The organism is Mycolicibacterium rhodesiae, assembly GCF_002086695.1.
In the GTDB taxonomy this organism is placed as follows: domain Bacteria; phylum Actinomycetota; class Actinomycetes; order Mycobacteriales; family Mycobacteriaceae; genus Mycobacterium; species Mycobacterium rhodesiae.
The window spans coordinates 219994-244790 of record NZ_MVIH01000004.1 but is presented as its reverse complement, the minus strand read 5'-3'; the positions used below and the strand labels follow the sequence as shown (position 1 = coordinate 244790).

General features: G+C 66.0%; 24 protein-coding genes, 4 tRNA genes and 1 pseudogene. 13 read left to right on the top strand and 16 right to left on the bottom strand.

The features are described from left to right. Window positions 1-24: 24 nt before the first annotated feature. From phoU to BST42_RS10950, 4 genes are all read right to left on the bottom strand, one after another. Window positions 25-690 carry a phosphate signaling complex protein PhoU gene (gene phoU / locus BST42_RS10965; RefSeq protein ID WP_047333790.1) on the bottom strand — a complete coding sequence of 222 codons (666 nt, stop codon included), beginning with the start codon at window positions 688-690 and terminating at the stop codon, window positions 25-27. 95 nt (window positions 691-785) lie between these two features. Beyond that, window positions 786-2774: an LCP family protein gene (locus BST42_RS10960; RefSeq protein WP_083118601.1), complete on the bottom strand. Its 1989-nt coding sequence runs from the start codon at window positions 2772-2774 to the stop codon at window positions 786-788. Between the two features lie 234 nt (window positions 2775-3008). Then, a complete protein-coding gene (dusB, locus tag BST42_RS10955) occupies window positions 3009-4142 on the bottom strand; it encodes a tRNA dihydrouridine synthase DusB (protein WP_083118872.1) in 1134 nt (377 codons plus the stop codon). A gap of 26 nt (window positions 4143-4168) precedes the next feature. Further along, window positions 4169-5164 carry an acyl-ACP desaturase gene (locus BST42_RS10950; RefSeq protein WP_083118600.1) on the bottom strand — a complete coding sequence of 332 codons (996 nt, stop codon included), beginning with the start codon at window positions 5162-5164 and terminating at the stop codon, window positions 4169-4171. 209 nt (window positions 5165-5373) lie between these two features. On the opposite strand from BST42_RS10950, the gene BST42_RS10945 reads away from it, so the two are divergent. Next, entirely contained in the window at window positions 5374-5835 is a 462-nt protein-coding gene (locus BST42_RS10945; RefSeq protein WP_083118599.1) for a hypothetical protein, read from the top strand. Here the strand turns inward: BST42_RS10945 and BST42_RS10940 are convergent. Beyond that, on the bottom strand, window positions 5817-6413 hold the full coding sequence (locus tag BST42_RS10940; protein ID WP_110918558.1) for a TetR/AcrR family transcriptional regulator: 597 nt from the start codon (window positions 6411-6413) through the stop codon (window positions 5817-5819). The genes BST42_RS10945 and BST42_RS10940 overlap by 19 nt on opposite strands. A gap of 68 nt (window positions 6414-6481) precedes the next feature. Between BST42_RS10940 and BST42_RS10935 the strand changes: the two genes are divergently transcribed. Then, window positions 6482-7513 (top strand): oxygenase MpaB family protein, encoded by a 1032-nt coding sequence (locus BST42_RS10935; RefSeq protein ID WP_083118597.1) that lies wholly within the window; start codon window positions 6482-6484, stop codon window positions 7511-7513. Window positions 7514-7731: 218 nt separating this feature from the next. On the opposite strand, the gene BST42_RS29605 is transcribed toward BST42_RS10935, so the two are convergent. The 4 genes from BST42_RS29605 to BST42_RS10920 form a co-directional block, all read right to left on the bottom strand. Then, window positions 7732-7890: a hypothetical protein gene (locus BST42_RS29605; RefSeq protein WP_165760831.1), complete on the bottom strand. Its 159-nt coding sequence runs from the start codon at window positions 7888-7890 to the stop codon at window positions 7732-7734. A 115-nt stretch (window positions 7891-8005) separates the two neighbouring features. Beyond that, window positions 8006-9490, bottom strand: coding sequence for a sugar transferase (locus BST42_RS10930; RefSeq protein WP_083118596.1), 1485 nt, complete (start codon window positions 9488-9490; stop codon window positions 8006-8008). 97 nt (window positions 9491-9587) lie between these two features. Next, window positions 9588-10253 carry a GAF domain-containing protein gene (locus BST42_RS10925; RefSeq protein ID WP_133057445.1) on the bottom strand — a complete coding sequence of 222 codons (666 nt, stop codon included), beginning with the start codon at window positions 10251-10253 and terminating at the stop codon, window positions 9588-9590. A gap of 92 nt (window positions 10254-10345) precedes the next feature. Then, window positions 10346-10418: transfer RNA gene (locus tag BST42_RS10920), tRNA-Lys, on the bottom strand. 122 nt (window positions 10419-10540) lie between these two features. Between BST42_RS10920 and BST42_RS10915 the strand changes: the two genes are divergently transcribed. From BST42_RS10915 to BST42_RS10885, 7 genes and pseudogenes are all read left to right on the top strand, one after another. Continuing rightward, window positions 10541-10613 (top strand) — tRNA-Glu (locus BST42_RS10915). 40 nt (window positions 10614-10653) lie between these two features. Continuing rightward, window positions 10654-10730, top strand: a tRNA-Asp gene (locus BST42_RS10910). 38 nt (window positions 10731-10768) lie between these two features. Continuing rightward, window positions 10769-10842, top strand: a tRNA-Phe gene (locus BST42_RS10905). A 136-nt stretch (window positions 10843-10978) separates the two neighbouring features. Then, a pseudogene (locus tag BST42_RS10900) lies at window positions 10979-11718 on the top strand (SDR family NAD(P)-dependent oxidoreductase). Further along, a complete protein-coding gene (locus tag BST42_RS10895; RefSeq protein ID WP_083118594.1) occupies window positions 11715-12788 on the top strand; it encodes a phosphotransferase family protein in 1074 nt (357 codons plus the stop codon). The pseudogene BST42_RS10900 and the gene BST42_RS10895 overlap by 4 nt, the downstream one beginning before the upstream one ends. Before the next feature lie 9 nt (window positions 12789-12797). Further along, entirely contained in the window at window positions 12798-14141 is a 1344-nt protein-coding gene (locus BST42_RS10890) for a flavin-containing monooxygenase (protein WP_110918557.1), read from the top strand. Next, the gene (locus BST42_RS10885; protein WP_083118592.1) at window positions 14138-15079 is read left to right on the top strand and encodes an alpha/beta hydrolase; all 942 of its coding nucleotides are present in this window, start codon (window positions 14138-14140) and stop codon (window positions 15077-15079) included. Before BST42_RS10890 ends, BST42_RS10885 begins: the two co-directional genes overlap by 4 nt. Here BST42_RS10885 and BST42_RS10880 read toward each other — a convergent pair. Both BST42_RS10880 and BST42_RS10875 read right to left on the bottom strand, forming a co-directional pair. After that, complete coding sequence (locus BST42_RS10880) at window positions 15033-15854, bottom strand: mycofactocin-coupled SDR family oxidoreductase (protein ID WP_083118591.1); 822 nt, start codon at window positions 15852-15854, stop codon at window positions 15033-15035. The two genes, BST42_RS10885 and BST42_RS10880, sit on opposite strands and share 47 nt — an antisense overlap. Beyond that, window positions 15851-17026, bottom strand: coding sequence for an acyl-CoA dehydrogenase family protein (locus BST42_RS10875; protein ID WP_083118590.1), 1176 nt, complete (start codon window positions 17024-17026; stop codon window positions 15851-15853). The genes BST42_RS10880 and BST42_RS10875 overlap by 4 nt, the downstream gene beginning before the upstream one ends. Window positions 17027-17122: 96 nt before the next feature. Between BST42_RS10875 and fabG the strand changes: the two genes are divergently transcribed. From fabG to BST42_RS10855, 4 genes are read left to right on the top strand one after another with little or no spacing between them, the layout of a single operon-like run. Then, a complete protein-coding gene (gene fabG / locus BST42_RS10870) occupies window positions 17123-17863 on the top strand; it encodes a 3-oxoacyl-ACP reductase FabG (protein WP_083118589.1) in 741 nt (246 codons plus the stop codon). After that, the gene (locus BST42_RS10865; protein WP_083118588.1) at window positions 17860-19080 is read left to right on the top strand and encodes an acetyl-CoA C-acetyltransferase; all 1221 of its coding nucleotides are present in this window, start codon (window positions 17860-17862) and stop codon (window positions 19078-19080) included. Before fabG ends, BST42_RS10865 begins: the two co-directional genes overlap by 4 nt. Then, window positions 19077-20270, top strand: a complete 1194-nt coding sequence (locus tag BST42_RS10860) for an acyl-CoA dehydrogenase family protein (RefSeq protein ID WP_083118587.1) — start codon at window positions 19077-19079, stop codon at window positions 20268-20270. Before BST42_RS10865 ends, BST42_RS10860 begins: the two co-directional genes overlap by 4 nt. Window position 20271: 1 nt before the next feature. Further along, window positions 20272-20955, top strand: a complete 684-nt coding sequence (locus BST42_RS10855) for a GntR family transcriptional regulator (RefSeq protein ID WP_083118586.1) — start codon at window positions 20272-20274, stop codon at window positions 20953-20955. Here BST42_RS10855 and BST42_RS10850 read toward each other — a convergent pair. From BST42_RS10850 to BST42_RS10835, 5 genes are read right to left on the bottom strand one after another with little or no spacing between them, the layout of a single operon-like run. Then, the gene (locus BST42_RS10850; RefSeq protein WP_083118585.1) at window positions 20940-21548 is read right to left on the bottom strand and encodes a maleylpyruvate isomerase N-terminal domain-containing protein; all 609 of its coding nucleotides are present in this window, start codon (window positions 21546-21548) and stop codon (window positions 20940-20942) included. The two genes, BST42_RS10855 and BST42_RS10850, sit on opposite strands and share 16 nt — an antisense overlap. A 33-nt stretch (window positions 21549-21581) precedes the next feature. Further along, on the bottom strand, window positions 21582-21749 hold the full coding sequence (locus BST42_RS29600; protein WP_165760822.1) for a hypothetical protein: 168 nt from the start codon (window positions 21747-21749) through the stop codon (window positions 21582-21584). Next, window positions 21739-23190, bottom strand: coding sequence for a class I adenylate-forming enzyme family protein (locus tag BST42_RS10845; RefSeq protein WP_083118584.1), 1452 nt, complete (start codon window positions 23188-23190; stop codon window positions 21739-21741). Before BST42_RS10845 ends, BST42_RS29600 begins: the two co-directional genes overlap by 11 nt. Continuing rightward, window positions 23190-23981, bottom strand: a complete 792-nt coding sequence (locus BST42_RS10840; RefSeq protein WP_083118583.1) for an enoyl-CoA hydratase/isomerase family protein — start codon at window positions 23979-23981, stop codon at window positions 23190-23192. Before BST42_RS10840 ends, BST42_RS10845 begins: the two co-directional genes overlap by 1 nt. After that, on the bottom strand, window positions 23972-24784 hold the full coding sequence (locus BST42_RS10835) for an enoyl-CoA hydratase/isomerase family protein (protein WP_083118582.1): 813 nt from the start codon (window positions 24782-24784) through the stop codon (window positions 23972-23974). The genes BST42_RS10840 and BST42_RS10835 overlap by 10 nt, the downstream gene beginning before the upstream one ends. Window positions 24785-24797 lie beyond the last annotated feature (13 nt).

Sequence of the window (24797 nt, the reverse complement as noted above, 5' to 3'; positions counted from 1 at the left end):
CTATACCGGCCTTTTCGTATGCGTCTAGGTCGCGGCGATTTCCTCTTCTTCGGGCAGCCGTCCGGTCACCTGGAAGATCACGCGTCGGGAGATCTCGACGGCATGGTCGGCGAACCGCTCGTAGAAGCGGCCCAGCAGCGTCACGTCGACGGCGGCAGCCACGCCGTGCTTCCACTCGCGGTCCATCAGCACGGTGAACAGATGCCGGTGCAGGTCGTCCATCGCGTCGTCTTCCTCGCGGATGCGACGTGCCTTCTCCGGATCCCGGGACAGCAGCACCTCCCGCGCACTGTTGCCCAAATCGACTGCAACACGGCCCATCTCGGCGAAGTACCCGTTGACTTCCTCGGGCAGCGTGTGCTGCGGATGCCGGCGACGGGCGATCTTGGCGACATGCAGTGCCAGCGCTCCCATCCGGTCGACGTCGGCGACGATCTGGATGGAGCTGACGATCGCCCGCAGGTCGCCGGCGACCGGCGCCTGCAATGCCAGCAGCACAAAGGCAGCTTCCTCGGCGCGCGCACTGGCCGCCGAGATCTGCTCGTGGTCGGTGATGACCTGTTCGGCCAGCACCAGGTCGGCCTGAAGCAGCGACTGGGTGGCTCGTTCCATCGCGAGTCCCGCCATCCGGCACATCTCGGCCAGCTGGTTGGTCAGCGCATCAAGTTGCTCGTGGTATGCGGTCCGCATAGCGTCCACCCTACTTTCTGCCAGTGCACCCAGTATGCCGAGGTGGAGTGAACGAACGGTGAATGAACGCAAACGCCCGTCCTGCTCGAGCCTGCTTATTCGCAGGTGACATCCGCGGCGTTGGTGACCGTGAGGTCCTCGGGCAACTCGGTGGGGGTGCTCTTGGAGTTGTGGCTGACCTGCACGCTGACTGCCGATCCGCTCGGCGGCGGGGCGGCCACACTGCTGAAGTCGGGCCCGAGCACCACCTGGACGGTGTCGCCGAGGCCGTCCATGCGCTCCATCTGCGCGGCCGGGAACGCCGCTGCGACGGTGGCGGCGGCTTGCTCGTTGCCTGCCGAGAACATCACCGTGGTCGCGGTGACGGTGCCGGTGTAGTCGTCCGGGGCCAGCACGTGGAAGCCGTGTTGCTTTAGCGCGGTGGCGGCGGTGGAGCCCAGCCCGTCCTGGCCGGTGGAGTTCGACACCTGCACCGTGATGTCCTGCGGGTCGGTGGTCACGGCGTTGACCAATTCGGTCTGCGTCGTTTGTCCCGGCTGCTCGACCTGGCTGGGCTTGGTCGCCGCAATGGCGTTCTGCGAGGCCGTCATCGGGCTCGTCGTCGCATTGGTGTCGTTCTCGCCGGGCAGCGGATCGTCGTTGATGATCGCGTCGAACAACGCGCGGATGTCCTGGGTGCGCGGCGGTTCGTTCCCGTCGGCGTCGGTGATTCCGGTGGTGGGCACCGTGACAAACGTGATCCGGCCCGCGTTGACGCCCTGCAGCGACTGGCCGAGGTCGACCAGGTCTTTTGTGCGGACGTTGTCGACGTAGGTGTCGTCGATGAATTCGTTGACCACGTTGTTGAGCTTGGTGAGGCTGAACAACGTGTCCTTGGAGATGATCGATCGCAGCAGTGAGGACAGGAACAGCTGCTGGCGCTTGATCCGGCCGTAGTCGCCGTTGAGCTCGGTGGTGACCTGGCGAGCGCGGACGTAGTTCAGCGCGGTGTGCCCGTCGAGTACCTGGCGGCCCGCGTTCTCCAGCACGGTGCCAAGCTCGTAGTCCTTCAGCGGGGTGGTGCTGCACACCTCGACGCCGCCGACCGCGTCGACCATCTTGGAGAAGCCTGCGAAGTCGACGGCCATGAACCTGTTGATCGACAGCCCCGACATCTTCTGGATGACCTTGACCAGACATTTCGGGCCGCCGTAGGCGTATGCGGAGTTCAGCTTCGTCTCGGTGTAGCGGTAGTCGTCGCTCATCTCGCCGGTGGTCTTATCGGCGACCGGTCCGTACTTGCCGGTGTCGGGGTCCCAGGCTTGGCAGTAGGCGGGAGTGATGGCCAGGTCGCGGGGGAACGACACCACGACGACGCGCTTGCGGTCGGCGGGGACGTTGACCAGCATCACGGTGTCCGACCGGGCGCCGCCTGCGTCTTCGGTGGTACCTGCCCCGATCTCGCCGTTGGCGCCGGTGCGGCTGTCGACGCCGACGATCAGGAAGTTCTCGTCACCGAACTGTGCGTTGGGGTCGATGATGTCGCGCGAATTGGTGTCCAGGGCCGCCACATTGCGCAGCAGATCGTTCTTGGTGGACTGCCACTGCCAGGCGCCGCCGGTCAGCACCAAGGCCGACACCGCGAACAGCGCCGCCGCGGATCGCCCGGCCAGCAGCACGGGCTTGCGGCGCGACTTGGGCTTCTTGGTGCTCGACGGCGCCGGATCGGGGTCAGCGGCCAGCGGACCGCGCGCGCGTCCGATCGCCTCCAGGTCGGGCACTTCGTCGGCGTAGGCGGCGGTGACGACCGGGATGGGTTCGGTGAGATCGGTCAGGTCGGGGACGTCTGTGGCATCAGGGGAGACGGGGTCGTGCTCGTCGTCGGCCCGGTGCCGGGTGGGCTCGATCGCAGCCCGGGAACCCGACACCTTCGCGATCAGGTCGGCGACGGTTACGCCCGTGGTGTGGTTGCCGCCCGGGGGAGCGGGCACGCTCATCCGCTCCCAGGGCGCGGCGCCGGCCGCTGCTCTGGGCGTCCTGGTCACTCGCTGGCCCTCGTCGGGGGCGCGGTGCTGGCCAGGAGTGGCGTTGCCGCCGTCACTCATGTTCCAGTCGCCTCCGACTCTAGGTCGTGCGCATCGACGCGCGTGCACATGATGGTCTGGTTGTACCGAGACCTCGGCCGGCATCGATGCGCGGCCGTCTGAACTGTCCTATGTCTTGTAGCAGCAGTCGGTGGCTGTCCGCCACTCCAGCGGCCCGCGACAAGACAAGATCACCATCGTACTGAGACAAGCTGTCGAACCGCTAGCTCGCACAGGTGTCGGGACCGTCTCGGTTCAGCCTCCGGAGTTCATCACGTCGGCCCCTGCGGGCACCGTGCAGTCGTCGGGGTCGTCGAGCCAGCCCTCCGGCAGGGTGACCGACGAGGCCGACCCCTGACGTCCCCGCGGTCCCGTCGCGGCGTCCGGGAACGGGATGTCGCGGTCGAGCCGGTCGAGCAGGCTGTCCAACTCGGCCAGGGTCTTGACCAGCGCCAACGCTCGCCGGATGTCGGCACCCGCGGGAAAGCCGTGCAGATACCAGGCGACATGCTTGCGGATGTCGCGCATGCCCTTGTCCTCGCCGAAGTGGTCGGCCAGCAACTCGCCGTGGCGGCGGATGATGTCGGTGACTTCGCCGAGCGTGGGCGGGGTCGGCGTCGGCGAGCCGGTGAAGGCCGCCGAGAGTTCGGCGAACAGCCAGGGCCGCCCCAGGCAACCGCGGCCGATGACGACTCCGTCACACCCGGTCGAGGCCATCATCGCCAGGGCGTCGTTGGCCTCGAAGATGTCGCCGTTGCCGAGCACGGGGATCGTCGTGACGGCGTCTTTGAGTCGGGCGATCTCGTCCCAGTCGGCGGTCCCGGAGTAGCGCTGGGCGGCCGTGCGCGCATGCAGCGCGACCGCCGCGGCGCCCTCCTGCTCGGCGATCCGGCCTGCGTCGAGGTGGGTGCGGTGATCGTCGTCGATGCCGATCCGGAATTTCACGGTCACCGGCACCGAGGTGCCTTCGGTGGCGCGGACGGCGGCGGCCACGATCTGGCCGAAGAGGCGTCGCTTGTAGGGCAGTGCGGCACCGCCGCCGCGACGGGTGACCTTGGGCACCGGGCAGCCGAAGTTCATGTCGATGTGGTCCGCGAGACCTTCGGTGACGATCATCCGGGCGGCCTCGTAGGTCGTCGCTGGATCAACCGTGTAGAGCTGCAACGAACGCGGTGACTCCTGCGGAGCGAACGTCGTCATGTGCATGGTGACCGGGTGGCGTTCGACGAGCGCTCGGGCGGTCACCATCTCGCAGACGTAAAGGCCCGACACGGTTCCGGCCCGTGCCTCCTCCAGCTCGCGGCACAAGGTGCGGAATGCGACGTTGGTGACGCCGGCCATGGGCGCCAAGACAACCGGGCTGCGGAGGGCGAAGGGCCCAATCCGCAGCCCGGTGGCCGCTGGTGCGATGTCGACTATGTTGCCGCCCCTGCCAATGCCTTGGCGCTGCGCTTCTCGGCGAGACGCGCGTCGCGCTCGAGTTTGCGGGCCTTGGACTCTTCGAACTTGTCGCAGGCCTCTTCGATCTCGGTGATCAGGTTCGCCAGGTCGTCGCGCATTGCCGCCGCCTCGCCGGTGAAGTCGTCGCGCTCGAAGATGCGCCACTTCTTCAGCACCGGCATCACGACGTCGTCGAGGTGGATGCGCAGGTCGTAGACGCCACCCATCGCGATGATGACGGCCTTGCGCCGGAAGTCCGGCACCGTGTACCCGGGCATCTTGAAGTTGCGCAGCACCCGGTGCAGCGACTTCATCGCCTGGTTGGGGGCCACGTCGAAACCGGCCTCACTGACGTCGCGGTAGAAGATCATGTGCAGGTTCTCGTCGTTGGAGATCCTGGCCAGCAGTTGCTCGGCGACGGGGTCGTTGCAGGCCTTGCCGGTGTTGCGGTGCGACACCCGGGTGGCCAGCTCCTGGAAGCTGACGTACATGACCGAGTCGAACAGGCTCTCGGCGAACAGATCGCCCTGCTGGTTCTGGCCCGGGGAGAAGCCGCGGGTCATCTGCTCCATCCGCAGCTCTTCGAGCTCGATGGGATCGCAGTTGCGGGTGACCACCAGGTAATCGCGGATCGAGATGCCGTGCCGGTTCTCCTCCGCGGTCCACCGGTTGACCCAGTAGCCCCAGGGGCCGTCCATCGAGAAGTTCATCGCGATCTCGCGGTGGTATGCGGGCAGGTTGTCCTCGGTCAAGAGGTTCTGCACCATCGCCGTGCGGGCGACTTCGGAGAGCTTGGACTGTTCGGGATCCCAGTCCTGGCCGCCGAGGGCGTAATAGTTCTTGCCGTCCGACCAGGGGATGTAGTCGTGGGGGTTCCAGTCCTTCATCATCGTCATGTGGCGGTTGATGAGTTTCTCCGCCACCGGTTCCAGCTCGTGCAGGAGATCGAGGTCGGTCAGGTCTTTCGACATGAACCCTCCAGTTATCTGTTCCTAGTGGTTGCACTCAATATATCTGTGTATCTCGGTGACATTCAAGTTCCCCCTGCGGCATGTTGGTAACGGTTCGTCACCTCATTTCCGTACTGCAGACTCCGGCCCCTCGGCGTATTATTTGCGCACCAGAAATATCCAGCGTTTGGTACGCAAATGCACAGGCAACGCACATCCCGGAGGTCGCGATGAAGAACTACTTGGTCCTCGGCGTTGGTGCGCTCGGTGCAGCGGTGGCGATGTTCGGCTGCGGCACCGCGTCGGCAACCAACGAATACGCTGGTCAGACTTATGCTGATGCGGCGCAGGCGATCAGCGACGCCGGTCAGTCGGCGACCATCGCCACCCGGGTCGGCAGCTTCCTGCCGACCGATCAATGCATGGTCACTGGATCGCGCAGCGCCGACTTCCTCGACTCCAGCGGCACCAACCCCGGTAACCGCGTACTGCTCTACCTGAACTGCAACAACACCTTTGCGACGGCCGGCGTGCCGGGTAACTCGATCGGCAGCCCGGAAGGACGTGCGGCTCGCGCCGACTACGAGGAGCAGCTCGCCAAGGCCCAGGCTGAAGCGGCGCAGAGCGAGTCGAGCGAGTTGGATCAAACCGGCAATGTTCCGGGTGAGGCGGGTCAGGTCGCCGGCGGGTAACTCGCCGTGGGAGCGAGCAGCAGGTCCACGCAATAGTCGATGAACTGCTCGCGCGACGCCGGTAGCTGGCCGTCGAGGTAGGCGGTGAACAACGCAGTCAGCGCCCCGATCAGCCCGGTGGCCATCATCTTCTGCAGTACCGGATCGCTGATCGTGGTCAGCTTGCTCTGCAGCAGTTCGATGAAGCTGGGCATCCACTCCGCGCCGGAGTGGATCAGCACGGCCTCGACCTGCGGTGCCAGCAGCAGCACGCGGCCGCGAACGGGATCGTCCACCATCAGACTCACGAACTGTTCGACCGCCGCCCGCGGCGTGGTGGCCGACATCAGCGCGCTCATGGCGCGAGTGCAGACGTCGTCGTAGACGGCTCGGACGAAGTCGTCCCGGTCGGAGAAGCTTTCGTAGAAGTACCGCTCGGTCAGGCCGGCGTCGCGGCAGACCGCACGCACCGTCAGCGCCGGCCCCCCGGGGCTGCCGAGCAGTGTGACGCCGGCGCCGATCAGTTCGTCGCGGCGCAGCGCCTGCCGGTCCGGCAGCGGGACGCCGGACCAGCGGCCCCGTCGTTGACCCGGCGTCACATCACTCCTAAGCTCTTGGTGACAACGCATGTAGTCAAAATGACAGACTTCCTCGGGAAGGTCACCAGTTGAGTCAAGATACTTCCGAATCGTGCCCCGTCACCAGCGAGGGCGCGCACGTTGCGTCCGGCTGCCCGGTGACCGACGGAGGATATGACAGCCCGCCGGCGGTTCTTGGTCCCGAGTCGCTGACGTGGAAATACTTCGGTGACTGGCGCGGATTGCTCCAGGGGCCATGGGCCGGCTCGATGCAGAACATGCATCCTCAGCTCGGCGCCGCCGTCGAGCAGCATTCGATCTTCTTCATGGAGCGGCTGCCCCGACTGTTGCGATCGCTGTATCCCATCGGGGGTGTGGTGTTCGACGGCGATCGGTCGCCGGCGACGGGAGCGGAAGTGCGTGACTACCACATTCCGATCAAGGGGGTGGACGCCCAGGGGCGCCGCTACAGCGCACTCAACCCCGACGTCTTCTATTGGGCCCACGCAACGTTTTTCATGGGCACGGTCCTGACTGCCGAGCACTTCGGTGACGGTCTGACCGAGGACCAGAAGCGCCAACTTTTCGACGAGCACGTCACGTGGTACCGGATGTACGGCATGAGCATGCGGCCGGTGCCGGCAAGTTGGGAAGAGTTCCAGGTCTACTGGGATCACATGTGCCGCAACGTCCTCGAGAACAACTGGGCTACCCGCGAGGTTCTCGATCTGTCGACGATGCCCAAACATCCTTCACTGCAATGGGTTCCGGACTTCCTGTGGGCGGCCTACCTCAAGGTGCTCGGTCCATTCGCGGTGTGGATCACCGTCGGTCTCTACGATCAGCCGGTCCGCGACCTGATGGGCTACCGGTGGTCGAAGCGAGACGAGCGGCTGCACAGGTTGTTCGGCCGCATGGTCAATATGGCGTTCAAGATCTTGCCCGAGCGTCGTCGGATGCACCCGCGTGCGCGTGCGGGCTGGGATCGCGCCACCGGCCGGATTCCCCACGACGCCCCGCTGATCCACACCCCGGCCCGCAATCTGCCGCCGGTAGGCGAGCGCGACAAGGGAATTCATTACCTGGGCAACGCATGCCCGACGAAAACCGTGGCGTCCTGACGGTTCGCCGACGAAAGCGGCACTGAGAGCTACCGGTCAGCTACGTCGATCGGGCATCCGGTGATGGTTGCCGGCGCAAAATTTGCGGGTCGAACATCGCGGTCCGTCGCGCAGAGCCTGAAATGCATCTGCGGAGAACCCACCGGCCGCGCCAGGTCGATCGGCGGCCGGGACGACGGCCCCTTCGCGGCAGGCGGTGCCCCGGGACGACGCGACCGTCAATTGCTTTCGGCCGCAGCCAAACCCCAGCACATCACGGCATAGGACGCGGCGAAGGCAATGTCGTCGATGTTCTCGTCATTGCCGCCCAGGCGCCGGACTTGGTCGGCGATCGCGTGGCGAATTACATCGGTCGACGTGAGCAGAGGGTGACTCATGTTAACTCCTGAGGCGCGCGTGAAACAGGACTGCCCCGCTCCCCGATGCGTTAACTGGGACTTACCCGGTCCGGGTATCTTTCACACACCAGCTAACCGCTCCGTTATCGAAGCTTTACTCCGCGCGACGCAGGACCGCCGGAATCGTCAGCGCCAAGATCTTGAGGTCGAGAGCGATCGAGAAGTTCTCGATGTAGTAGTTGTCCCACTCGGCGCGATCGGCGATCGACGTCTGCCCACGTAGTCCGTGTACCTGAGCCCACCCGGTGACGCCGGCTCGAACGCGGTGACGCTCGCCGTATCGCTGGATCTGTGCTTCGAACAGCTCGACGAACTCGGGCCGCTCGGGCCGCGGGCCCACCAGGCTCATCTCGCCCTTGAGCACATTGAGGAATTGCGGCAGCTCGTCGAGCGACGTGGCGCGCAGAATTTTGCCGATCTTTGTGCGGCGGTCGGCACCTTCCACGCCACCGGGGGCGGCGCCGGTCTTGAGCTGGAACGCCGCATCGGCGGCGTCGGGTGCCCGCATGGTGCGGAACTTCAGGCAGTCGAAGACGCGTCCGTCGCGGCCTACCCGCGGCTGGCGGAAGAAGATCGGCCCCGGCGAGCTCAACTTCACGAGTAGCACCAGGGTCAGGAAAACCGGCGAGATAAACAGCAGCAGAAGGAAAGACACCACCCGGTCGAAGATGTGTTTGACGGTGAACTGCCAGCCGCGCGGGTTGGTATGCGGCAGTGCCAGCAGCGGAGTGCCGCCGATGTGCTCGATCCGGGCCCGCTCGCCGATCGTGTCGAACATGCGCGGCACCACCCAGACGCGCAAGCCATTTTGATGGGCGGCGCGGACCACATGGGTGAGCACTTGGTCCTGAGTCCGGGAGAACGCGATGACGACGTTCTGGGCACCGGTCTCCTGAATCGCCTTGTCGATGTCCTCCGGTGGACCCAGGTAGGGGATATCGGGCCGCGGGTCGCCCGCCTGTCCGAACCACGGTTCGGCGTCGATGATCCCGACCGGCCCGAGACCGTATTCCGGGAACTCTTCGAGGCGGTTGATGATGTGACCGGCTACGCGGCCGTTGCCGACGATGAGGGTCGGCGCCACGAGGTGATGGTGTCGCCGCAGGCTGCGCTGGATGATCACCCGGATCAGACGGCCGAACGGCATGAGTACCGCGGCGCAAAGCCAGATCTTCAGTACGGTCGACCCCGGTCGACCGGACTCGTGGGTCAGGAGCATGCCGGCCAGCAGGAACATCGTCGAAATGGCGACGGTGGCCTCGATGGGCCCGATCTCGTCGAGGAACTCTCGGTTCAGGCGACGCCGGTAGACCCCGCGTGCGCCGAGCGTGGCGATCACCACCGGCACGAACAGGATGGCCAGCCACAGGTCCGGGGGATAGTCGTTGGTGGATATCGCCCACCACGCGCCGAGGGCGGTCGCGGTCGATACCGACAGAACGTCGATCGCGACGGTGATGATCGTGCTCAACGGATCGGTTCGGACCCGCTCGGCAAAGGTTTTCTTCCGCGGCCCCGACGTACCGTTACGAGCCGGCGCGGCCGGCGGATTCTCGACGTGAAGAGTTCGTGTCGCCATGACCGCTCACTTCACCCACCGAACCACACGCGGGACGCTACCCGATGTCAGGACCCGTCGAGTCACATATCCCCCGTGTGGCGCATTTTGGCAAAGATTACGCGTCGCGTGGCTCGGCGAGTAGGCGTTGGCGTGCGACGGCGGCGAGGTCGTTGAGTATCTGAACTTGGCCGCTGGACCAGTGCCGCGGGCGAGTGTCCCACGTGCAGAGCGTCCCCGCCACATGACCGTTGCTGTCGATCAACGGAATTCCGGCGTAGGCCAGAACTCCTTCCTTGACCGCTGGATGGTCGGCAAGCAGGGGATGTGCGCGGGTGTCGTCGACCACCAGCGGCTCGCGACTGGCGACGGTGAACTTGCAGATGGACATCTCGATCGGCCGCACTCGCGGAAGCGCTTCGTCGCTCGCGGTGCTCCCGGCCAGCACCTGCCGGTCGGGGTACACGATGGACACTGCTGCCATCGGAGTGCCCAGCGCCTCGGCGGTCAGGGCCGCCACGCGATCCAGCGTCGTGCTGCGGAAGTCGTCGTGGTTGCCCAACCGCTCCAGCATCTCCAGGCGTTCGGGGTCCGACACGGCGTCGTCGACGATCGCGTCGACGGCACCCTGCTCACCGGAAAGCTGGTCGACGACGGCTTGGACGGTCTGGTCGTGTTCAGGGCCGGCCAGACGCGCGATCACATGGCGGCCGGTCTGACGGTCGACGCTGTGGCGCGCACCGTGCCCAGCGCCACCCCCGGGCTGTGAGGCCCCCTCACTCATGTCGTTCACGATAGGTCACCCCCGACGGCGCAGGGGCAATCTCAGAAAGGTCCCTATCCTGTCCTGCGAAGAACCCGTTCATCCCCCTGTTGTGCCCCCACCAGGGCTCGAACCTGGGACCTGCGGATTAAAAGTCCGTAGCTCTACCGACTGAGCTATAGGGGCGCGTCGCACACAATACTGCCTCCGATGTTGGCCCTCGGTTTTGGGATTGAGCCTGTGGTGCCCTAAGCTAACGACGCTCTAACGTGCACTCGTTGTGAGTACCCCGGAGTGATTCGGTTCTGGCCCCCATCGTCTAGTGGCCTAGGACGCCGCCCTTTCACGGCGGTAGCACGGGTTCGAATCCCGTTGGGGGTACGCGTGACGGCGGCAACGCCGGAGCGAGCAGTACAAGTAAGGCCCTGTGGCGCAGTTGGTTAGCGCGCCGCCCTGTCACGGCGGAGGTCGCGGGTTCGAGTCCCGTCAGGGTCGCCATGTATGTGGTGAGGCATTGGATTGACGCAGTGCCTTCCGGCCAGGTAGCTCAGTTGGTACGAGCGTCCGCCTGAAAAGCGGAAGGTCGCCGGTTCGATCCCGGCCCTGGCCACTCAAAGTTCTTCAGCCCGTTCTGGGCTTTTCCACCGCATCAGGAAGCCGCTCTACCGCGACTCTTGCCGTATCACTTACAGTAGACCCGACTTGAGCGAACCCGCGCGAGTGTCCACAGGAGGCGGGATGTCGGCGTGACGCGGTTCGTCGGCAAGCGGGCGATCGTCACCGGCGCCGGCTCGGGGATCGGCGCGGCGCTGTGTCGGGCGCTGGCCGATGCCGGGGCGGACGTGCTGTGCACCGACATCGACGGCGTCGCCGCCGAACACACCGCCGCCTCGTTGAGCACGCGGGGGACCGCGCTGCAACTCGACGTCACCGACGCCACCGCCGTCCAGCAGGCGGTCGATGGTGTCGTCGAACGCGCGGGGCGAATCGACCTGCTGTTCAACAACGCCGGAATCACCTGGGGCGGCGACACCGAGCTGCTCACGTTGGATCAGTGGAACAACATCATCGACGTGAACATCCGCGGTGTCGTGCACGGGTGCACGCCGCCTACCCGCAGATGGTCCGCTAGCGCAGCGGCCACATCATCAACACCGCATCGATGGCGGGTCTCGCGGCAGCCGGCCGGATCACCAGCTACGTGATGACAAAGCATGCCGTCGTCGGCCTGTCGCTGGCACTGCGCACCGAAGCCCTCGGCCACGGGTTCTACCGGATGGGCCAGCGCACTGGGACTTTCTATAGCCCGGACCGGTTGGCCGCCGATACGCTGCGGGCAATCGAACGCAACAAGGCCCTTCTGGTCGCACCCCGTCAGGCCCGCGCGGCATGGTTTTTCGCGCGTCTGGCACCCGGCTTGCTCAACCGGATGGCTGTGCGCTTCGTCGACCGACAACGCTCCGACGGAAGGCAGCCCACACCATGAGCGCCGCGACCGCGATCCCTCGCTACCCGACCGATGTCACCAGCGACTGGCTCGCAGGCGTCCTGCGCAGGTCCGGTTCGACGGCCGACGTCGACGCCGTCGAGGTGACGCCGGTGGGCACCGGCCAGACGGGCGCGACGTTCCGCGTCACGGCCACCTATGTCGACAACCCGGATGGTCTGCCGGGCAGCTTCATCCTGAAACTGCCCGCCAATGACGACGCCGTGCGAGACCGGGTGACGCTGGGTTACCGCAGCGAGTGTGCGTTCTACCAGTCCGTCGCCGAGCTGGTGACAATCCCGATCCCGGAGTGCTACCACGTCGAGATCGCCGATGACGGAGCCAGTTACGCGCTGCTGCTGGCCGATCAGGCGCCGGCAGTTCAGGGCGATCAGATCGCCGGATGTGGCTTGCCCGAGGCCCGCCTGGCGGTGCGGGCCCTGGCCGGTCTGCACGGACCGACCTGGTGCGACGAGCGGTGGCAGACCTTCCCCGGGCTGGCGATGTCGGTCGTCGGCGAGGACGCCATCCGCGGTCTCGGTGACATCTCGACGATGGCCGCGGGCATCACGATCGAGAAGCTCGGGACTCGGCTCGGCACTGAGGATGCCGAAACGCTGGTAGCAGCAATGGATCTGGTGACGCCATGGCTGCTGAACGCGCCAGACCGGTTCGCACTGCTGCACGGTGACTACCGGCTGGACAACCTGCTCTTCGACGGCGACCGGGTCAGCGTCGTCGACTGGCAGACCCTCGGTGTCGGGCTTGCGGGCCGCGACCTCGCGTACTTCACCGGAACCAGCCTGGAACCCGCGCTGCGGGCCGAGGCCGAGAGGGACCTCGTCGCGGAGTACCACCGGGCCCTGCTCGATACCGGGGTTGCCGATTACGACGCGGCCACCTGCTGGCATGACTACCTTCTGGGGATGATCCAGGTTCCGTTGATCTCGGCTCTGGGTTGCGCGTTCGCGGTGGAAACCGAACGTGGCGACGACATGATGGCCACGATGCTGCGCCGGGGATGCGCGGCCATCCGCGACCTCGGCACACTAGAGCTCATCACAAGCTAGGAGTACGCGTTGGGCGATTCCATGCCGCGCACCGCCATCATCGGCGCGGGCGTCAGCGGGCTGACCTCGGGCAAAATGCTCAAGGACTATGGCGTGCCCTACACCACCTTCGAACTGTCCGACCGCATCGGCGGCAACTGGGCGTTCGCCAACCCCAACGGATTGAGCAGCGCCTACCGGTCGCTGCACATCGACACGTCCAAACAACGCTTGTCGTTCCGGGACTTTCCGATTCCCGAACACTTTCCGTCATTCCCGCACCACAGCGATATCAAGACCTACCTGGACTCCTACGCCGAGACCTTCGGTCTGCTGGAGAACATCGAGTTCAACAATGGTGTCGCGCACGCGGCGCTCAACGGTGACGGCCGCTGGGACATCATCGACCAGGAGGGTCAGACGCGGGAGTTCGATCTGCTGGTCGTCGGCAACGGCCACCACTGGGATGCCCGCTATCCGGACTTCCCAGGTGAATTCACCGGCGAGACAATCCATTCCCACCATTACATCGACCCGCAAACTCCGCTGAATCTGACCGGCAAACGAATCTTGGTGGTCGGCATCGGCAACAGCGCCGCTGATATCACCGTCGAGTTGTCGTCTCGTACCCTGCAGAACACGGTGACGCTCTCGACACGCTCGAGCGCCTGGATCGTGCCCAAATACATCGCCGGCCGCCCCGGTGACAGCGTATGGCAGACGTCGCCGCATATCCCGTTGTCCTGGCAGCGCAAGGCCGTTCAGCTGTTGGCGCCCGCCATGGGCCTCAATCCGCAGCTGTACGGCCTGCCCGCGCCGAACCACAAGCTCTTCGAGGCGCATCCCACGCAGTCGGTGGAACTTCCGCTGCGGCTGGGATCCGGCGACGTCATCCCCAAGCCCAACGTGAGCCGACTCGACGGGGACACCGTCCACTTCGACGACGGCACCAGCGGGGTGTTCGAGGTGATCGTCTACGCCACGGGTTACAACATCACGTTCCCGTTCTTCGATCCGGAGTTCATCAATGCGCCGGACAACGCCATCCGGTTGTACAAGCGAATGTTCAAGCCGGGCATGGACAATCTGGTCTTCATCGGCTTCGCCCAGGCGGTGCCGACGCTGTTCCCGTTCATCGAATGCCAAGCCAAATTGCTGGCGGCCTACGCTGTCGGCCGGTACGCGCTGCCACCGACCGCCGAGATGGAACGGGTGATCGACGCCGACCAGAAGCTCTACGTGGGGCATTGCACCGATCGCCCGCGGCACACCCAGCAGGTCGACTACTTCCACTACGACCACGACATTCGCACCCGAGAGTTGCCGGCCGGTATGAAGCGGGCCGAACTGCGTCGCCGGAGAGTCGCCGTATGAGCCGCACCGACATCACCTTCGAGTCGTCCGGCGTGCGGTGCAGTGCATGGCATTTCCCCGGACAAGGGGACTCGTTGGCGGGCCCGGCCGGGCGCCCGGTGGTGGTGATGGGCCATGGCTTCGGCGGCACCAAGGACTCCGGACTGGAGCCGTTCGCCGAGCGGATCAGCGCCGCAGGCGTGGACGTACTAGCCTTCGACTACCGGGGCTTCGGGGCGTCGGAAGGCGAACCACGGCAGACGGTTTCGGTTTCCGGGCAGATAGCCGACTTCGAGGCCGCGATCTCCGCGGCCAAGCGGCTACCCGGCGTCGACCCGGATCGCGTTGTGCTGTGGGGATCCTCGATGTCCGGCGGTCATGTCATCCGGGTGGCGGCCGGCCACACCGATGTCGCGGGTGTCCTCGCGATGACACCCTTGACCAGCGGCGTGGCCGTCAGCCGTGCGGCCGTCGAACACGGCGATGTCGGCCAGGCGCTGAAATGGACGGCGGTAGGCCTCAAGAGCCGCATCGACGTATCGCGCGGCCGTCGCCCGACGCTGATGCCCCTGGTAGGCCGGCCCGGCGAGCCGGGAGCGCTGGCCCTGGACGGAGCCTACGAGAGCTACACCGCGATGGCCGGACCGACCTGGCGCAACGAGGTCGACTCCGCGGTGGGTCTGCAGATCGCATCGATTCGAACGGCCGACGCCGCCAAGCGATTACGCTGCCCGCTGCTGGTGCAGATCGCCGACTTCGACCGCTATGTGCCAGCCGAATCGGTGGTCAAGACCGCGGTGCTGGGCCGGGGACAGGTGCATCACTATCCCTGCGATCATTTCGATGTGTGGCCCGGGCACGACTGGTTCGAGAAGGCAGTCGGGGACCAGGTCGCCTTCCTGACTCGCACTCTCAGTACTTCGTCGAGCCCTGATCGACTGAAATTGCCTCAGCAGTAATCAGTTTCGCGTCATCGCTGGCCAGGAAGCAGACCGTATCGGCGATGTCCTCCGGCTCGGCGATGTAGATCGGCAGGAACGGCAGCATCATGTTCTGCAACGCCGGGTTGGTCTCCATCGCCTTGCCCAATTCCGCCACCATGTCGCCGGTCCCCATGTCGGTGTTGACCGGTCCCGGGTGAACACTGTTGACCCTGATGTTGTGCTTGCCGAGCTCGGCGGCGAACGCCCTGGCCATCCCGGTGACGGCGTGCTTGCTGGCGGTGTAATGCACCATGAACGGCTGCATCTTGATCCCGGCCGCCGAGCTGATCAGAATGATGGAACCTCCGGCACCACCTTCCACGATCGAGGGCGCACCAGCCATCACGGTGTTCCACGTGCCGGTCACGTTGACGTCCATGACATCCCGGAAGGCTTCCGGGGTGATCTGGTCCCAGGCGGCAGGCGAGGTGATGCCCGCATTGGCGACGATGATGTCGAGGCGGCCCAGCGTTGCCACGCCGTCTCGCACCGCGTCTTTGAGTCCATCGAGATCGCGGGTATCCACGACGGTCGACACGATCCGCCGACCGGTGGCCTCGACCAGGCGCACGGTCTCGGTCAGATCATCCGGGGTGGCCGGGTTGTACGGGACGCAGTCCGGCAGCTTGCCCGCGATGTCGACGGCGATGATGTCGGCACCCTCGCCGGCCATCTTCACCGCGTGTGCGCGGCCCTGCCCGCGGGCGGCTCCGGTGATGAATGCGACCTTGCCGCTGAGCTTTCCCGTCATGCTTTGCGCTGCGCTTCCTTGACCAGTCCGCCACCCACGATCAGGCGCTGGATCTCGCTGGTGCCCTCGTACAACCGTAACAGCCGGACCTCCCGGTAGATCCGCTCGACGGGCACACCACGCATGTACCCGGCGCCGCCGTGCACCTGGACCGCGAGATCGGCTACGGTGCCTGCCATCTCGGTGCAGAACAACTTGGCCACCGACGGTGCGATCCGGCGGTCTTCGTCGTCCAACCACTTGCGTGCTGCGTCACGCACGAGTGCGCGTCCGGCCATCACCCCGGTCTGCTGATCGGCCAGCATCGCCTGCACCAGCTGAAAACTGCCGATCGGCGTGCCGCCCTGGGTTGCCGTGGCCGCGTAGCTGACGGACTCGTCGAGCGCGCGCTGGGCGGAACCGACTGCCAGCGCGGCGATGTGGATGCGGCCGCGGGCCAATGAGGTCATCGCGGCGCGGTAACCGATGTCCTCACTGCCGCCGATCAGGGTGTCGTCACCCACCCGCACGTCGGTGAAGTTCACATCCGAGGTCCAGGCGCCCTCCTGGCCCATCTTGGCGTCCTTGACCCCGATCTCGACGCCCGGCGTATCGGCGGGCACCAGGAAGACCGCGATCCCGGCGCCGTTCTCATCGGCGGGCCTGGTGCGGGCGAACACGATGAACAGGTTCGCCACCGGGGCGTTGGTGATGTACTGCTTGCTTCCGTTGATCACCCAGCTGTCGCCGTCGCGAACGGCCTTCGTCTTCAAGCCGGACGGATTCGATCCGGCGCCCGGCTCGGTCAGTGCGAACGACGCAACCACGTCGCCGGAGGCGATCGGCTCCAGCCAGCGTGACTTCTGTTCGTCGGTACCGAACCCGACGAGGACCTGCCCGGCGATGCCGTTGTTGGTGCCGAACATCGACCGCAACGCCAGGCTGGTGTAGCCCAGTTCCATGGCCAGCTCGACGTCCTGGGCGATGTTCAGGCCGAGGCCACCCCATTCCTGAGGGATGGCGTAGCCGAAGAGACCCATCGCTTTGGCCTGGTCGCGCAGATCGTCGGGCACCTTGTCCTCGGCGAGGATCTCGGCCTCGCGCGGGACCACGGCGGTACGCACGAACTGACGGGTCTGAGCCAGGATCTCGCGGAAGTCGTCGTCGCTGACGTCGGTCGTCGGGCCGGTCATCAGGCTCCTTGGGTCCGGGGGCGCTGCCAGGCGCGATCATATATGAAATATGATGTTGCCCAATCGGGGGTCCGTTCGAGGAACATAGGAGTTCACATGTCGCTGCTGGCCGGCCAGACCGCGGTCATCACCGGTGGAGCGCAGGGCCTCGGCTTTGCGATTGCGGAGCAGTTCATCGCCGAGGGCGCCCGCGTCATACTCGGTGACCTCAATCTCGACGCCACCGAGGAGGCGGTCACCAAACTCGGTGGTGCCGACGTCGCCAGAGCGGTGCAGTGCAACGTCACCTCCTATGCCCACGTCGACGCACTCGTAGATTCCGCCATCGAACAGTTCGGCCGCTTCGACATCATGGTGAACAATGCCGGCATCACCCGCGACGCGACGCTGCGCAAGATGACCGAGGACGAGTTCGACCAGGTCATCGCGGTGCATCTGAAGGGCACCTGGAACGGACTGAAGAAGGCGTCCGCGGTGATGCGTGAGCAGAAGAGCGGCGCGATCGTGAACATGTCATCGATCTCCGGCAAGGTCGGCATGATCGGGCAGACCAATTACTCGGCCGCCAAGGCCGGCATCGTCGGCATGACCAAAGCGGCCTCGAAGGAACTGGCCCATCTCGGGGTGCGGGTCAACGCCATCCAGCCGGGATTGATCCGTTCGGCGATGACGGAGGCCATGCCGCAACGCATTTGGGATTCCAAGGTGGCCGAGGTGCCGATGGGCCGCGCGGGTGAGCCGTCCGAGGTTGCGAAGGTGGCGCTGTTCCTGGCATCTGACCTGTCGTCGTACATGACCGGAACGGTCCTCGAGGTCACCGGCGGACGGCACCTGTGACACGCACGGCCGTCATCTGCGAGCCGGTCCGCACGCCGATCGGCCGCTACGGCGGCATGTTCGCGTCGCTGACGGCCGTGGATCTCGGGGTTGCCGCGCTCCAGGGTCTGCTGCACCGCACCGGGGTCGCGCCGGGCGCCGTCGAGGACGTGATCCTCGGGCACTGCTATCCGAACAGCGAGGCGCCCGCGATCGGCCGCGTCGTCGCACTCGACGCCGGTCTGCCGGTGACGGTACCCGGCATGCAGGTGGACCGGCGCTGCGGCTCGGGCCTGCAGGCCGTCATCCAGGCGTGCCTCCAAGTCGCCTCGGGGGACAACGATCTCGTCGTCGCCGGCGGCGCGGAAAGCATGAGCAACGTCGCCTTCTACTCGACCGACATGCGTTGGGGCGGCGGCCGCACCGGGGTGCAGGTGCACGACGGTCTGGCTCGGGGTCGCACGACGGCCGGCGGCAAGTTCCACCCGGTGCCGGGCGGCATGCTCGAGACCGCCGAAAATCTGCGCCGCGAGTACCGCATCTCCCGCCAGGAGCAGGACGAGTTGGCGGTGGCGTCCCATCAGCGGGCGGTCGCCGCGCAGAAGGATGGCATCCTGGCCGAGGAGATCATTCCCGTCACGGTCACCACCCGCCGGGGTGAGGACGTGATCGACACCGACGAACATCCCCGCGCCGACACGTCCGTCGAATCGCTGGCCAAGCTCAAACCGGTTCTGCTCAAGCAGGATCCGGAGGCCACCGTCACTGCGGGCAACTCCAGCGGGCAGAACGACGCCGCGTCGATGTGCATCGTGACCACTCCGGAGAAGGCCACCGAACTGGGCTTGACTCCGCTGGTCCGACTGGTGTCGTGGGCGTCGGCGGGGGTGGGCCCCGAGGTGATGGGCATCGGGCCGGTGCCGGCCACCGAAGCGGCCTTGGCCAAAGCCGATCTGAGGATGGCCGACATCGACCTCATCGAACTCAACGAGGCCTTCGCCGCCCAGGCGCTGGCCTGTATGAAGGCCTGGAACTTCACCGCTGCCGACCACGAGCGCACCAACGTCCACGGCTCGGGGATCTCGCTCGGGCATCCGGTGGGCGCCACCGGTGGGCGGATGCTGGCCACGCTGGCGCGGGAGTTGCACCGGCGCGAGGCACGCTACGGCCTGGAGACGATGTGCATCGGCGGCGGCCAGGGCCTGGCCGCGGTGTTCGAAAGGGTTGGGAGCGAATGACACGCATTGCCCAGACGCTCGGCCTTACCGAGGTTCAGGCCGAAATCATCTCCACAGTGCGGCAATTCGTCGACAAGGAGATCATCCCCAACGCCCAAGAGCTCGAGCACGCCGACACCTACCCGCAGGCCATCGTCGACCAGATGCGCGAGATGGGTCTGTTCGGGCTAATGATCCCCGAGGAGTACGGCGGGCTGGGGGAGTCGCTGCTGACCTACGCGCTGTGCGTCGAGGAGCTGGCTCGCGGCTGGATGAGCGTCTCCGGGGTGATCAACACCCACTTCATCGTGGCCTACATGATTCGTCAGCACGGCACCGATGAGCAGAAGCAGCGTTTCCTTCCGCGGATGGCCACCGGCGAGATCCGGGGCGCCTTCTCGATGTCGGAGCCCGAGCTCGGTTCCGACGTCGCGGCCATCCGCACCAGGGCCAGAGACAACGGCGACGGCACCTACACCATCGACGGCCAGAAGATGTGGCTGACCAACGGCGGCAGTTCGACACTGGTGGCCGCATTGGTGCGCACCGACGAAGGTGCCGACAAGCCGCATCGCAACCTGACCGCCTTCCTGATCGAAAAGCCCTCCGGCTTCGGCGAAGTCGCTCCGGGCTTGACGATCCCCGGCAAGCTCGACAAGCTCGGCTACAAGGGCATCGACACCACCGAGCTGATCTTCGACGGATACGTCGCCGGCGCCGACGACGTTCTCGGCGCCAAGCCCGGGCAGGGTTTCTTCCAGATGATGGACGGGGTCGAGGTCGGCCGGGTGAATGTGTCGGCCCGTGCCTGCGGTGTCGGTATCCGCGCGTTCGAGCTGGCTGTGCGGTATGCCCAGCAGCGCAACACCTTCGGTAAGCCGATCGCCGAGCATCAGGCCATCGCGTTTCAGCTGGCCGAGATGGCCACCAAGGTCGAGGCCGCACACCTGATGATGGTCAACGCCGCGCGGCTCAAGGACTCCGGCGAACGCAACGATGTCGCGGCCGGGATGGCGAAGTATCTCGCGAGCGAGTTCTGCGCCGAGGTCACCCAGCAGAGCTTCCGCATCCACGGCGGCTACGGGTACTCCAAGGAGTACGAGATCGAGCGGTTGATGCGCGACGCGCCGTTCCTGCTCATCGGCGAGGGCACCAGCGAAATCCAGAAGAACATCATCAGCAAGCGGCTGCTGGCCGACTACCGGATCTGACATGAGCGCACCGGATTTCGCTCCTCGCCCGCAGCTGGCCGAGGACGTCGCGCGCTTTGTCCGGACCCGGATATTCAACGGCACCTATCCCGCCGGTCAGTACATCCGGCTGGAGCAGTTGGCCGCCGAGCTCGGTATCAGCGTCACGCCGGTCCGGGAAGCGTTGTTCGAGCTGCGCGGCGAGGGCCTGCTGGACCAGTTGCCGCGGCGCGGCTTCGTCGTGCTGCCGTTCACCGATCGGGACATCACCGATGTCTCGAACCTGCAGGCCTATGTCGGCGGTGAGCTGGCCGCCCGGGCGGCGTTGAACATCACCGACGACCAACTGGCCGTCTTGTCGTCGATTCACGACGAGTTGGTCGCGGCCTACGCGGACGATGATGCGCGTGCGGTGCGGCTCAACCATGAATTCCATCGTGCGATCAATGTCGCGGCTGATTCACCGAAGCTCGCTCAGCTGATGTCTCAGATCACCCGGTACGCACCGGAATCGGTGTTTCCCACCATCGAGGGCTGGCCGGCCAAGTCGATCGCCGATCACAAGCGGATCCTGGCAGCGCTCAAGTTGCACGACCAAGATCGGGCCCGGGCCGCGATGTCGGATCACCTGGCGGCGGGTGCGGCTCCGCTGATCGAGCACCTCGTCAAACAGGGTGTGGCGCAGCGCTTTCAGACTATGGAATAGCCCGGCGTGAGCGGGCCCCGCCCGGTGAGCGCGCACAGCAGCGCCTGGCTGTCGTCACGACGCTGGGCGACGGCGACCGAGAGGGCAAGGATACTGTCGGCGACCTCGGCCGGTAGAGCCTCGGACGCGCCGATGGCGCGGGCCAGATCGATGCTGTGCAAACCGAGTTCGAAGATTCGCGTGGGCAGGTAGTCCGACAGGCGCATACCTCCGGCGATCGTCTGGATGACCTGATCGTCGATGTCCAGCACGGCAGCAGCGCGATCCTGCAGTTCGCGAAGGGTATCCAGCGGATCGTCCCCCAGCGCCAGGCCGGCCTGCACGGCGCGCGCATCGATCTGCGAGGAGTCGGTGAGCATCGGCGCGATCACCACGTAGTACTGAGCGGCATCGGAGACATCCACCCGGTCGGCCGGCCGTGCCGAGTAGTCGACCACGGTGGTAAACGAGCGGCTGATGTGGCCGACCAGTGTTCGGACGCTCCATGTCCCGAGCGCGGGAGAATCCCACTGGTCGGGCTTGACCTGCTCAGCCACCGACACGGCGTGGTCACCGGCTCGGCGGAACGTCTCGACATGCGCCTGCAGCGTCATGGACCTAAAAGTTACGCCTGTCCGGCGAACAGCTCACGCAGGCGGTGCACATCGAGCTTGCCGCTGGACATCAGTGGCAGCCGGTCGGGAGCCATCGGCCTCGCGGTAGGTGAGCCGCTCGGCATCGCAGACGAGCAGGGGGTGCTCGCCACGGGCGGCGGCCTGATGGCGCAGAAGCCGTCCGACGGTGTCAGCGGTCACGGCCGGTGAAGTGTCGCCGAACCGCAGTCAGATCCGCCTTACCCGACGGTGTACGCGGGATCGCCTCGACTATCGCGATCTCCGAGGGGATTTCGTAGGGCGCCAGCCGGGACCGCAGATACTCCACCAGCTCCGCATCGGTGACCGACTCGCCGCGGCGCAGCTCGATCATCGCCACCGGTGTCTCACCGAGGCGTTCGTCGGCCATCCCCACCACCGATGCGCCGAGTACTGCGGGGTGGTTCTCCAGCGCCGCGCGGACGTCGTCGGGCAACACCTTGAAGCCGCCCCGGATGATGGCCTGATCGGCCCGGCCCAGGATCCACAGGAACCCATCGGCGTCGATGCGTGCCAGATCGGTGGTGCGCACCCACGCGGCGTCGCGGCCGTGTTGCCCGGGCTTGACCTCCAACAGTCCGACCTGGCCCGCACCCAGGGGCACCCCATCATCGGACACCACCCGCAGGTCGGCGCCCAAGCTGGCCCGGCCGACGCTGCCGCGCTTGGACTTCCAGTACTTCCGGTGGTCGGCCAGCGTCCAACCGGCCACCCCACCGCCGAATTCGGTTGCCGCATAGGACGTCAGCACCGGGATCCCGAACTTCTCGAAGAAGGCGTCGGCGTCCTCGGCCGACAACGGTGCCGTCCCGGACGTGACGGCGCGGACCCCGGCGAGGTCGTGCGGACCGAGATCGGACTGCAGCACCATCCGTAGCGCCGCAGGCACCAGCGACACCGCCTTGGGGGAGTAGCGGCGCACCGCGGCGGCCCAGGATGCCAGCTCGAAGCGCGGCAGGAGCACGAACGGCCTTGCCTGGCAGATACATTGCAACACCCGGTAGACCCCACCGATGTGCACCAGTGGTGCGTTGACGATCGCGACGTTGCCGGAAACCCCGGTCGGTTCGGGCGCCGTCGTGAAGTCGGTGCCGATCACCGAGACCGCCAGCATGTCGTAGGTGAGGTCCACGCGTTTGGGTGGTCCGGTGGTGCCGCTGGTCAGCATTCGGACGGCCACCCGCCCTGCGCCGGCATCGGTTGGCACCCCCGGGCGGATCCGCGGAGCGGTGTCGAGATCGCCGATCGACACCACGGTGGCGACATCGGCCGGGTGCGCCAGCAGGGTGATGTCGTCCTCGGTGCCGACGATGACCGGCAGGGCCAACGCGGCGATGTCGGCCCTGATCCGTTCGTCGCCGCGCGACGGGTTGATGACGACGACAGAGCCACCCGCAGCCAGTACCGCCAGCAGTGCGGCCACGTGAGAGGGGCTGTTGCGCAGCAGGAGTCCCACGTCGGTACCGGGTTGCACGGCCGAGGCGATTCGCTTGCTCGCGTCCGCGAGCTGCCGCCAGGTGTACCAGTGGCCGTCGTATTCGATCGCGTGAACCCCGGGGTCCAGCCCCAGGACGTCGCTGATCCGGCGGCTCAGGGCGTGCACTACCGCACCTTCGGGACGATCCGGGTCTTCTCCTGTTCAGCCAGCTCGGCCTGACCCAGCGGGTTGCCCAGCCGGGTGTAGATCAGGTTCTGCTCCATGGCCACCCGATATGGCTTGTCCAGGGACTCCCAGATCGCCTTGACCGTCCCCTGGGTGGCCGACGGCGGCTTGGCAGCGATGGTGGCGGCGATCTCGTGGGCCCGCGACCAGAGATCGTCCGGCTTGACGACCTCTGACACCAGACCGATGCGCAGTGCGGTATCGGCGCTGACACGTTCGTCGTTGCCCATCAGCGCGATTCGCAGCGACTCACCGAGTCCGATCTTGCGCATCAGGCCGATCGGCTCGAGCGCAGAGACCAGGCCGGCACTGACATGGGAGTCGAAGAACGTGGCGTCGGAGGAGCAGATCACCACGTCGGACTCGTTCACGAAGTAGAACGCCCCGGCGGTGCACATGCCGTGCACCGCGCAGACGACGGGTTTCCACATCTTCTGCCACTTGGGGCTGAGCAGCTCGCCCGGGTCCTCGTGGTTCCACACGTTCTGCGGCTGGCCGTACGGGGTCTTGATGTCCAGACCTGCGCTGAACGCGCGTTCGCCGGCCGCGCGCAGGACCACCGCGTTGATCGCGTTGTCGTTCTTCACGATTCGCCATGCGGCGGCGACCTCTTCGCACATGGTGCGGTTGAACGCATTGAGCTGGTCAGGTCGGTTCAGCGTGATGGTGGCGACGTGATCGACCCGGTCGAAGTCGAGCAGGATGGTCTCGAACGCGGCGGTCATCGGCATTGCCATTCGGGTGTGCGCTTCTCGACGAAGGCCTTGGGCCCTTCGAGCGAGTCCTCGGTGTGCAGATTGCGCTCCCGGAACGCCTCGGCGAGCATCTCGGCCTCGTGCATCGGAATCTCCCGTCCCTTGATGATCGCCAAGCGGGTGCCGCGAACCGCCAGTGGCGCATTGCGCGTCACAATCTCGGCGATTTCGTGAGCCCGCTCGAGAAGCCGGTCATGTTCCACGATTTCGGTGATCAGTCCGAGCTCGTAGGCGCGAGTAGCGTCCATCCGCTCATGCTTACCCATCATCGCCATCCGCAACGCCACCGTGCGTGGCAACACCCGGGCCAGCCGTACCATCTCCCGGCCGGCCACCAGACCGATCGACACGTGCGGATCGAAGAACGTCGCTTTGTCCGAGGCGATCACGATGTCACCGGTGGTCACCCAGTCCAGGCCTGCGCCACAACAGATTCCGTTGATCGCCGCGATCACCGGTTTGGCCATTCGCCGGAACGGCGGGGTGCCTTCCTGCGGTGCCTCCCACTGGTCGTATGTGGACAGATAGGGCCGCTCGTCGATCACCTTGCCGTCTTCGGGAATTTCCTTGACGTCGGCACCGGTGCAGAATGCGCGCCCCGTGCCGGTGACGATCAACAGCCAGATGTTGTCGTCAGTCTCCGCCCGGTGGTAGGCGCTGCGCAGTTCGGTGATCATGTGCGGGCTCAGCGCGTTGAGCGCCTCAGGCCGGTTCAGCGTGATCGTTGCCGTGTGGCCGGTGACCTCGTAGCCGATGGTGGCGTACGACTGTGCCGACATCTGTGCTTCCCTA

Coding starts and splice junctions, on each gene's coding strand:
- BST42_RS10925 (WP_133057445.1), bottom strand. CDS start 10,253: ATGAGTGAGGGGGCCTCACAGCCCGGGGGTGGCGCTGGGCACGGTGCG.
- fabG (WP_083118589.1), top strand. CDS start 17,123: ATGTCGCTGCTGGCCGGCCAGACCGCGGTCATCACCGGTGGAGCGCAG.
- BST42_RS10930 (WP_083118596.1), bottom strand. CDS start 9,490: ATGGCGACACGAACTCTTCACGTCGAGAATCCGCCGGCCGCGCCGGCT.
- BST42_RS10880 (WP_083118591.1), bottom strand. CDS start 15,854: ATGACGGGAAAGCTCAGCGGCAAGGTCGCATTCATCACCGGAGCCGCC.
- phoU (WP_047333790.1), bottom strand. CDS start 690: ATGCGGACCGCATACCACGAGCAACTTGATGCGCTGACCAACCAGCTG.
- BST42_RS10835 (WP_083118582.1), bottom strand. CDS start 24,784: ATGTCGGCACAGTCGTACGCCACCATCGGCTACGAGGTCACCGGCCAC.
- BST42_RS10840 (WP_083118583.1), bottom strand. CDS start 23,981: ATGCCGATGACCGCCGCGTTCGAGACCATCCTGCTCGACTTCGACCGG.
- BST42_RS10860 (WP_083118587.1), top strand. CDS start 19,077: ATGACACGCATTGCCCAGACGCTCGGCCTTACCGAGGTTCAGGCCGAA.
- BST42_RS29605 (WP_165760831.1), bottom strand. CDS start 7,890: ATGAGTCACCCTCTGCTCACGTCGACCGATGTAATTCGCCACGCGATC.
- BST42_RS10960 (WP_083118601.1), bottom strand. CDS start 2,774: ATGAGTGACGGCGGCAACGCCACTCCTGGCCAGCACCGCGCCCCCGAC.
- BST42_RS10850 (WP_083118585.1), bottom strand. CDS start 21,548: ATGACGCTGCAGGCGCATGTCGAGACGTTCCGCCGAGCCGGTGACCAC.
- BST42_RS10945 (WP_083118599.1), top strand. CDS start 5,374: ATGAAGAACTACTTGGTCCTCGGCGTTGGTGCGCTCGGTGCAGCGGTG.
- BST42_RS10875 (WP_083118590.1), bottom strand. CDS start 17,026: ATGACCGGCCCGACGACCGACGTCAGCGACGACGACTTCCGCGAGATC.
- BST42_RS10885 (WP_083118592.1), top strand. CDS start 14,138: ATGAGCCGCACCGACATCACCTTCGAGTCGTCCGGCGTGCGGTGCAGT.
- BST42_RS10950 (WP_083118600.1), bottom strand. CDS start 5,164: ATGTCGAAAGACCTGACCGACCTCGATCTCCTGCACGAGCTGGAACCG.
- BST42_RS10895 (WP_083118594.1), top strand. CDS start 11,715: ATGAGCGCCGCGACCGCGATCCCTCGCTACCCGACCGATGTCACCAGC.
- BST42_RS10855 (WP_083118586.1), top strand. CDS start 20,272: ATGAGCGCACCGGATTTCGCTCCTCGCCCGCAGCTGGCCGAGGACGTC.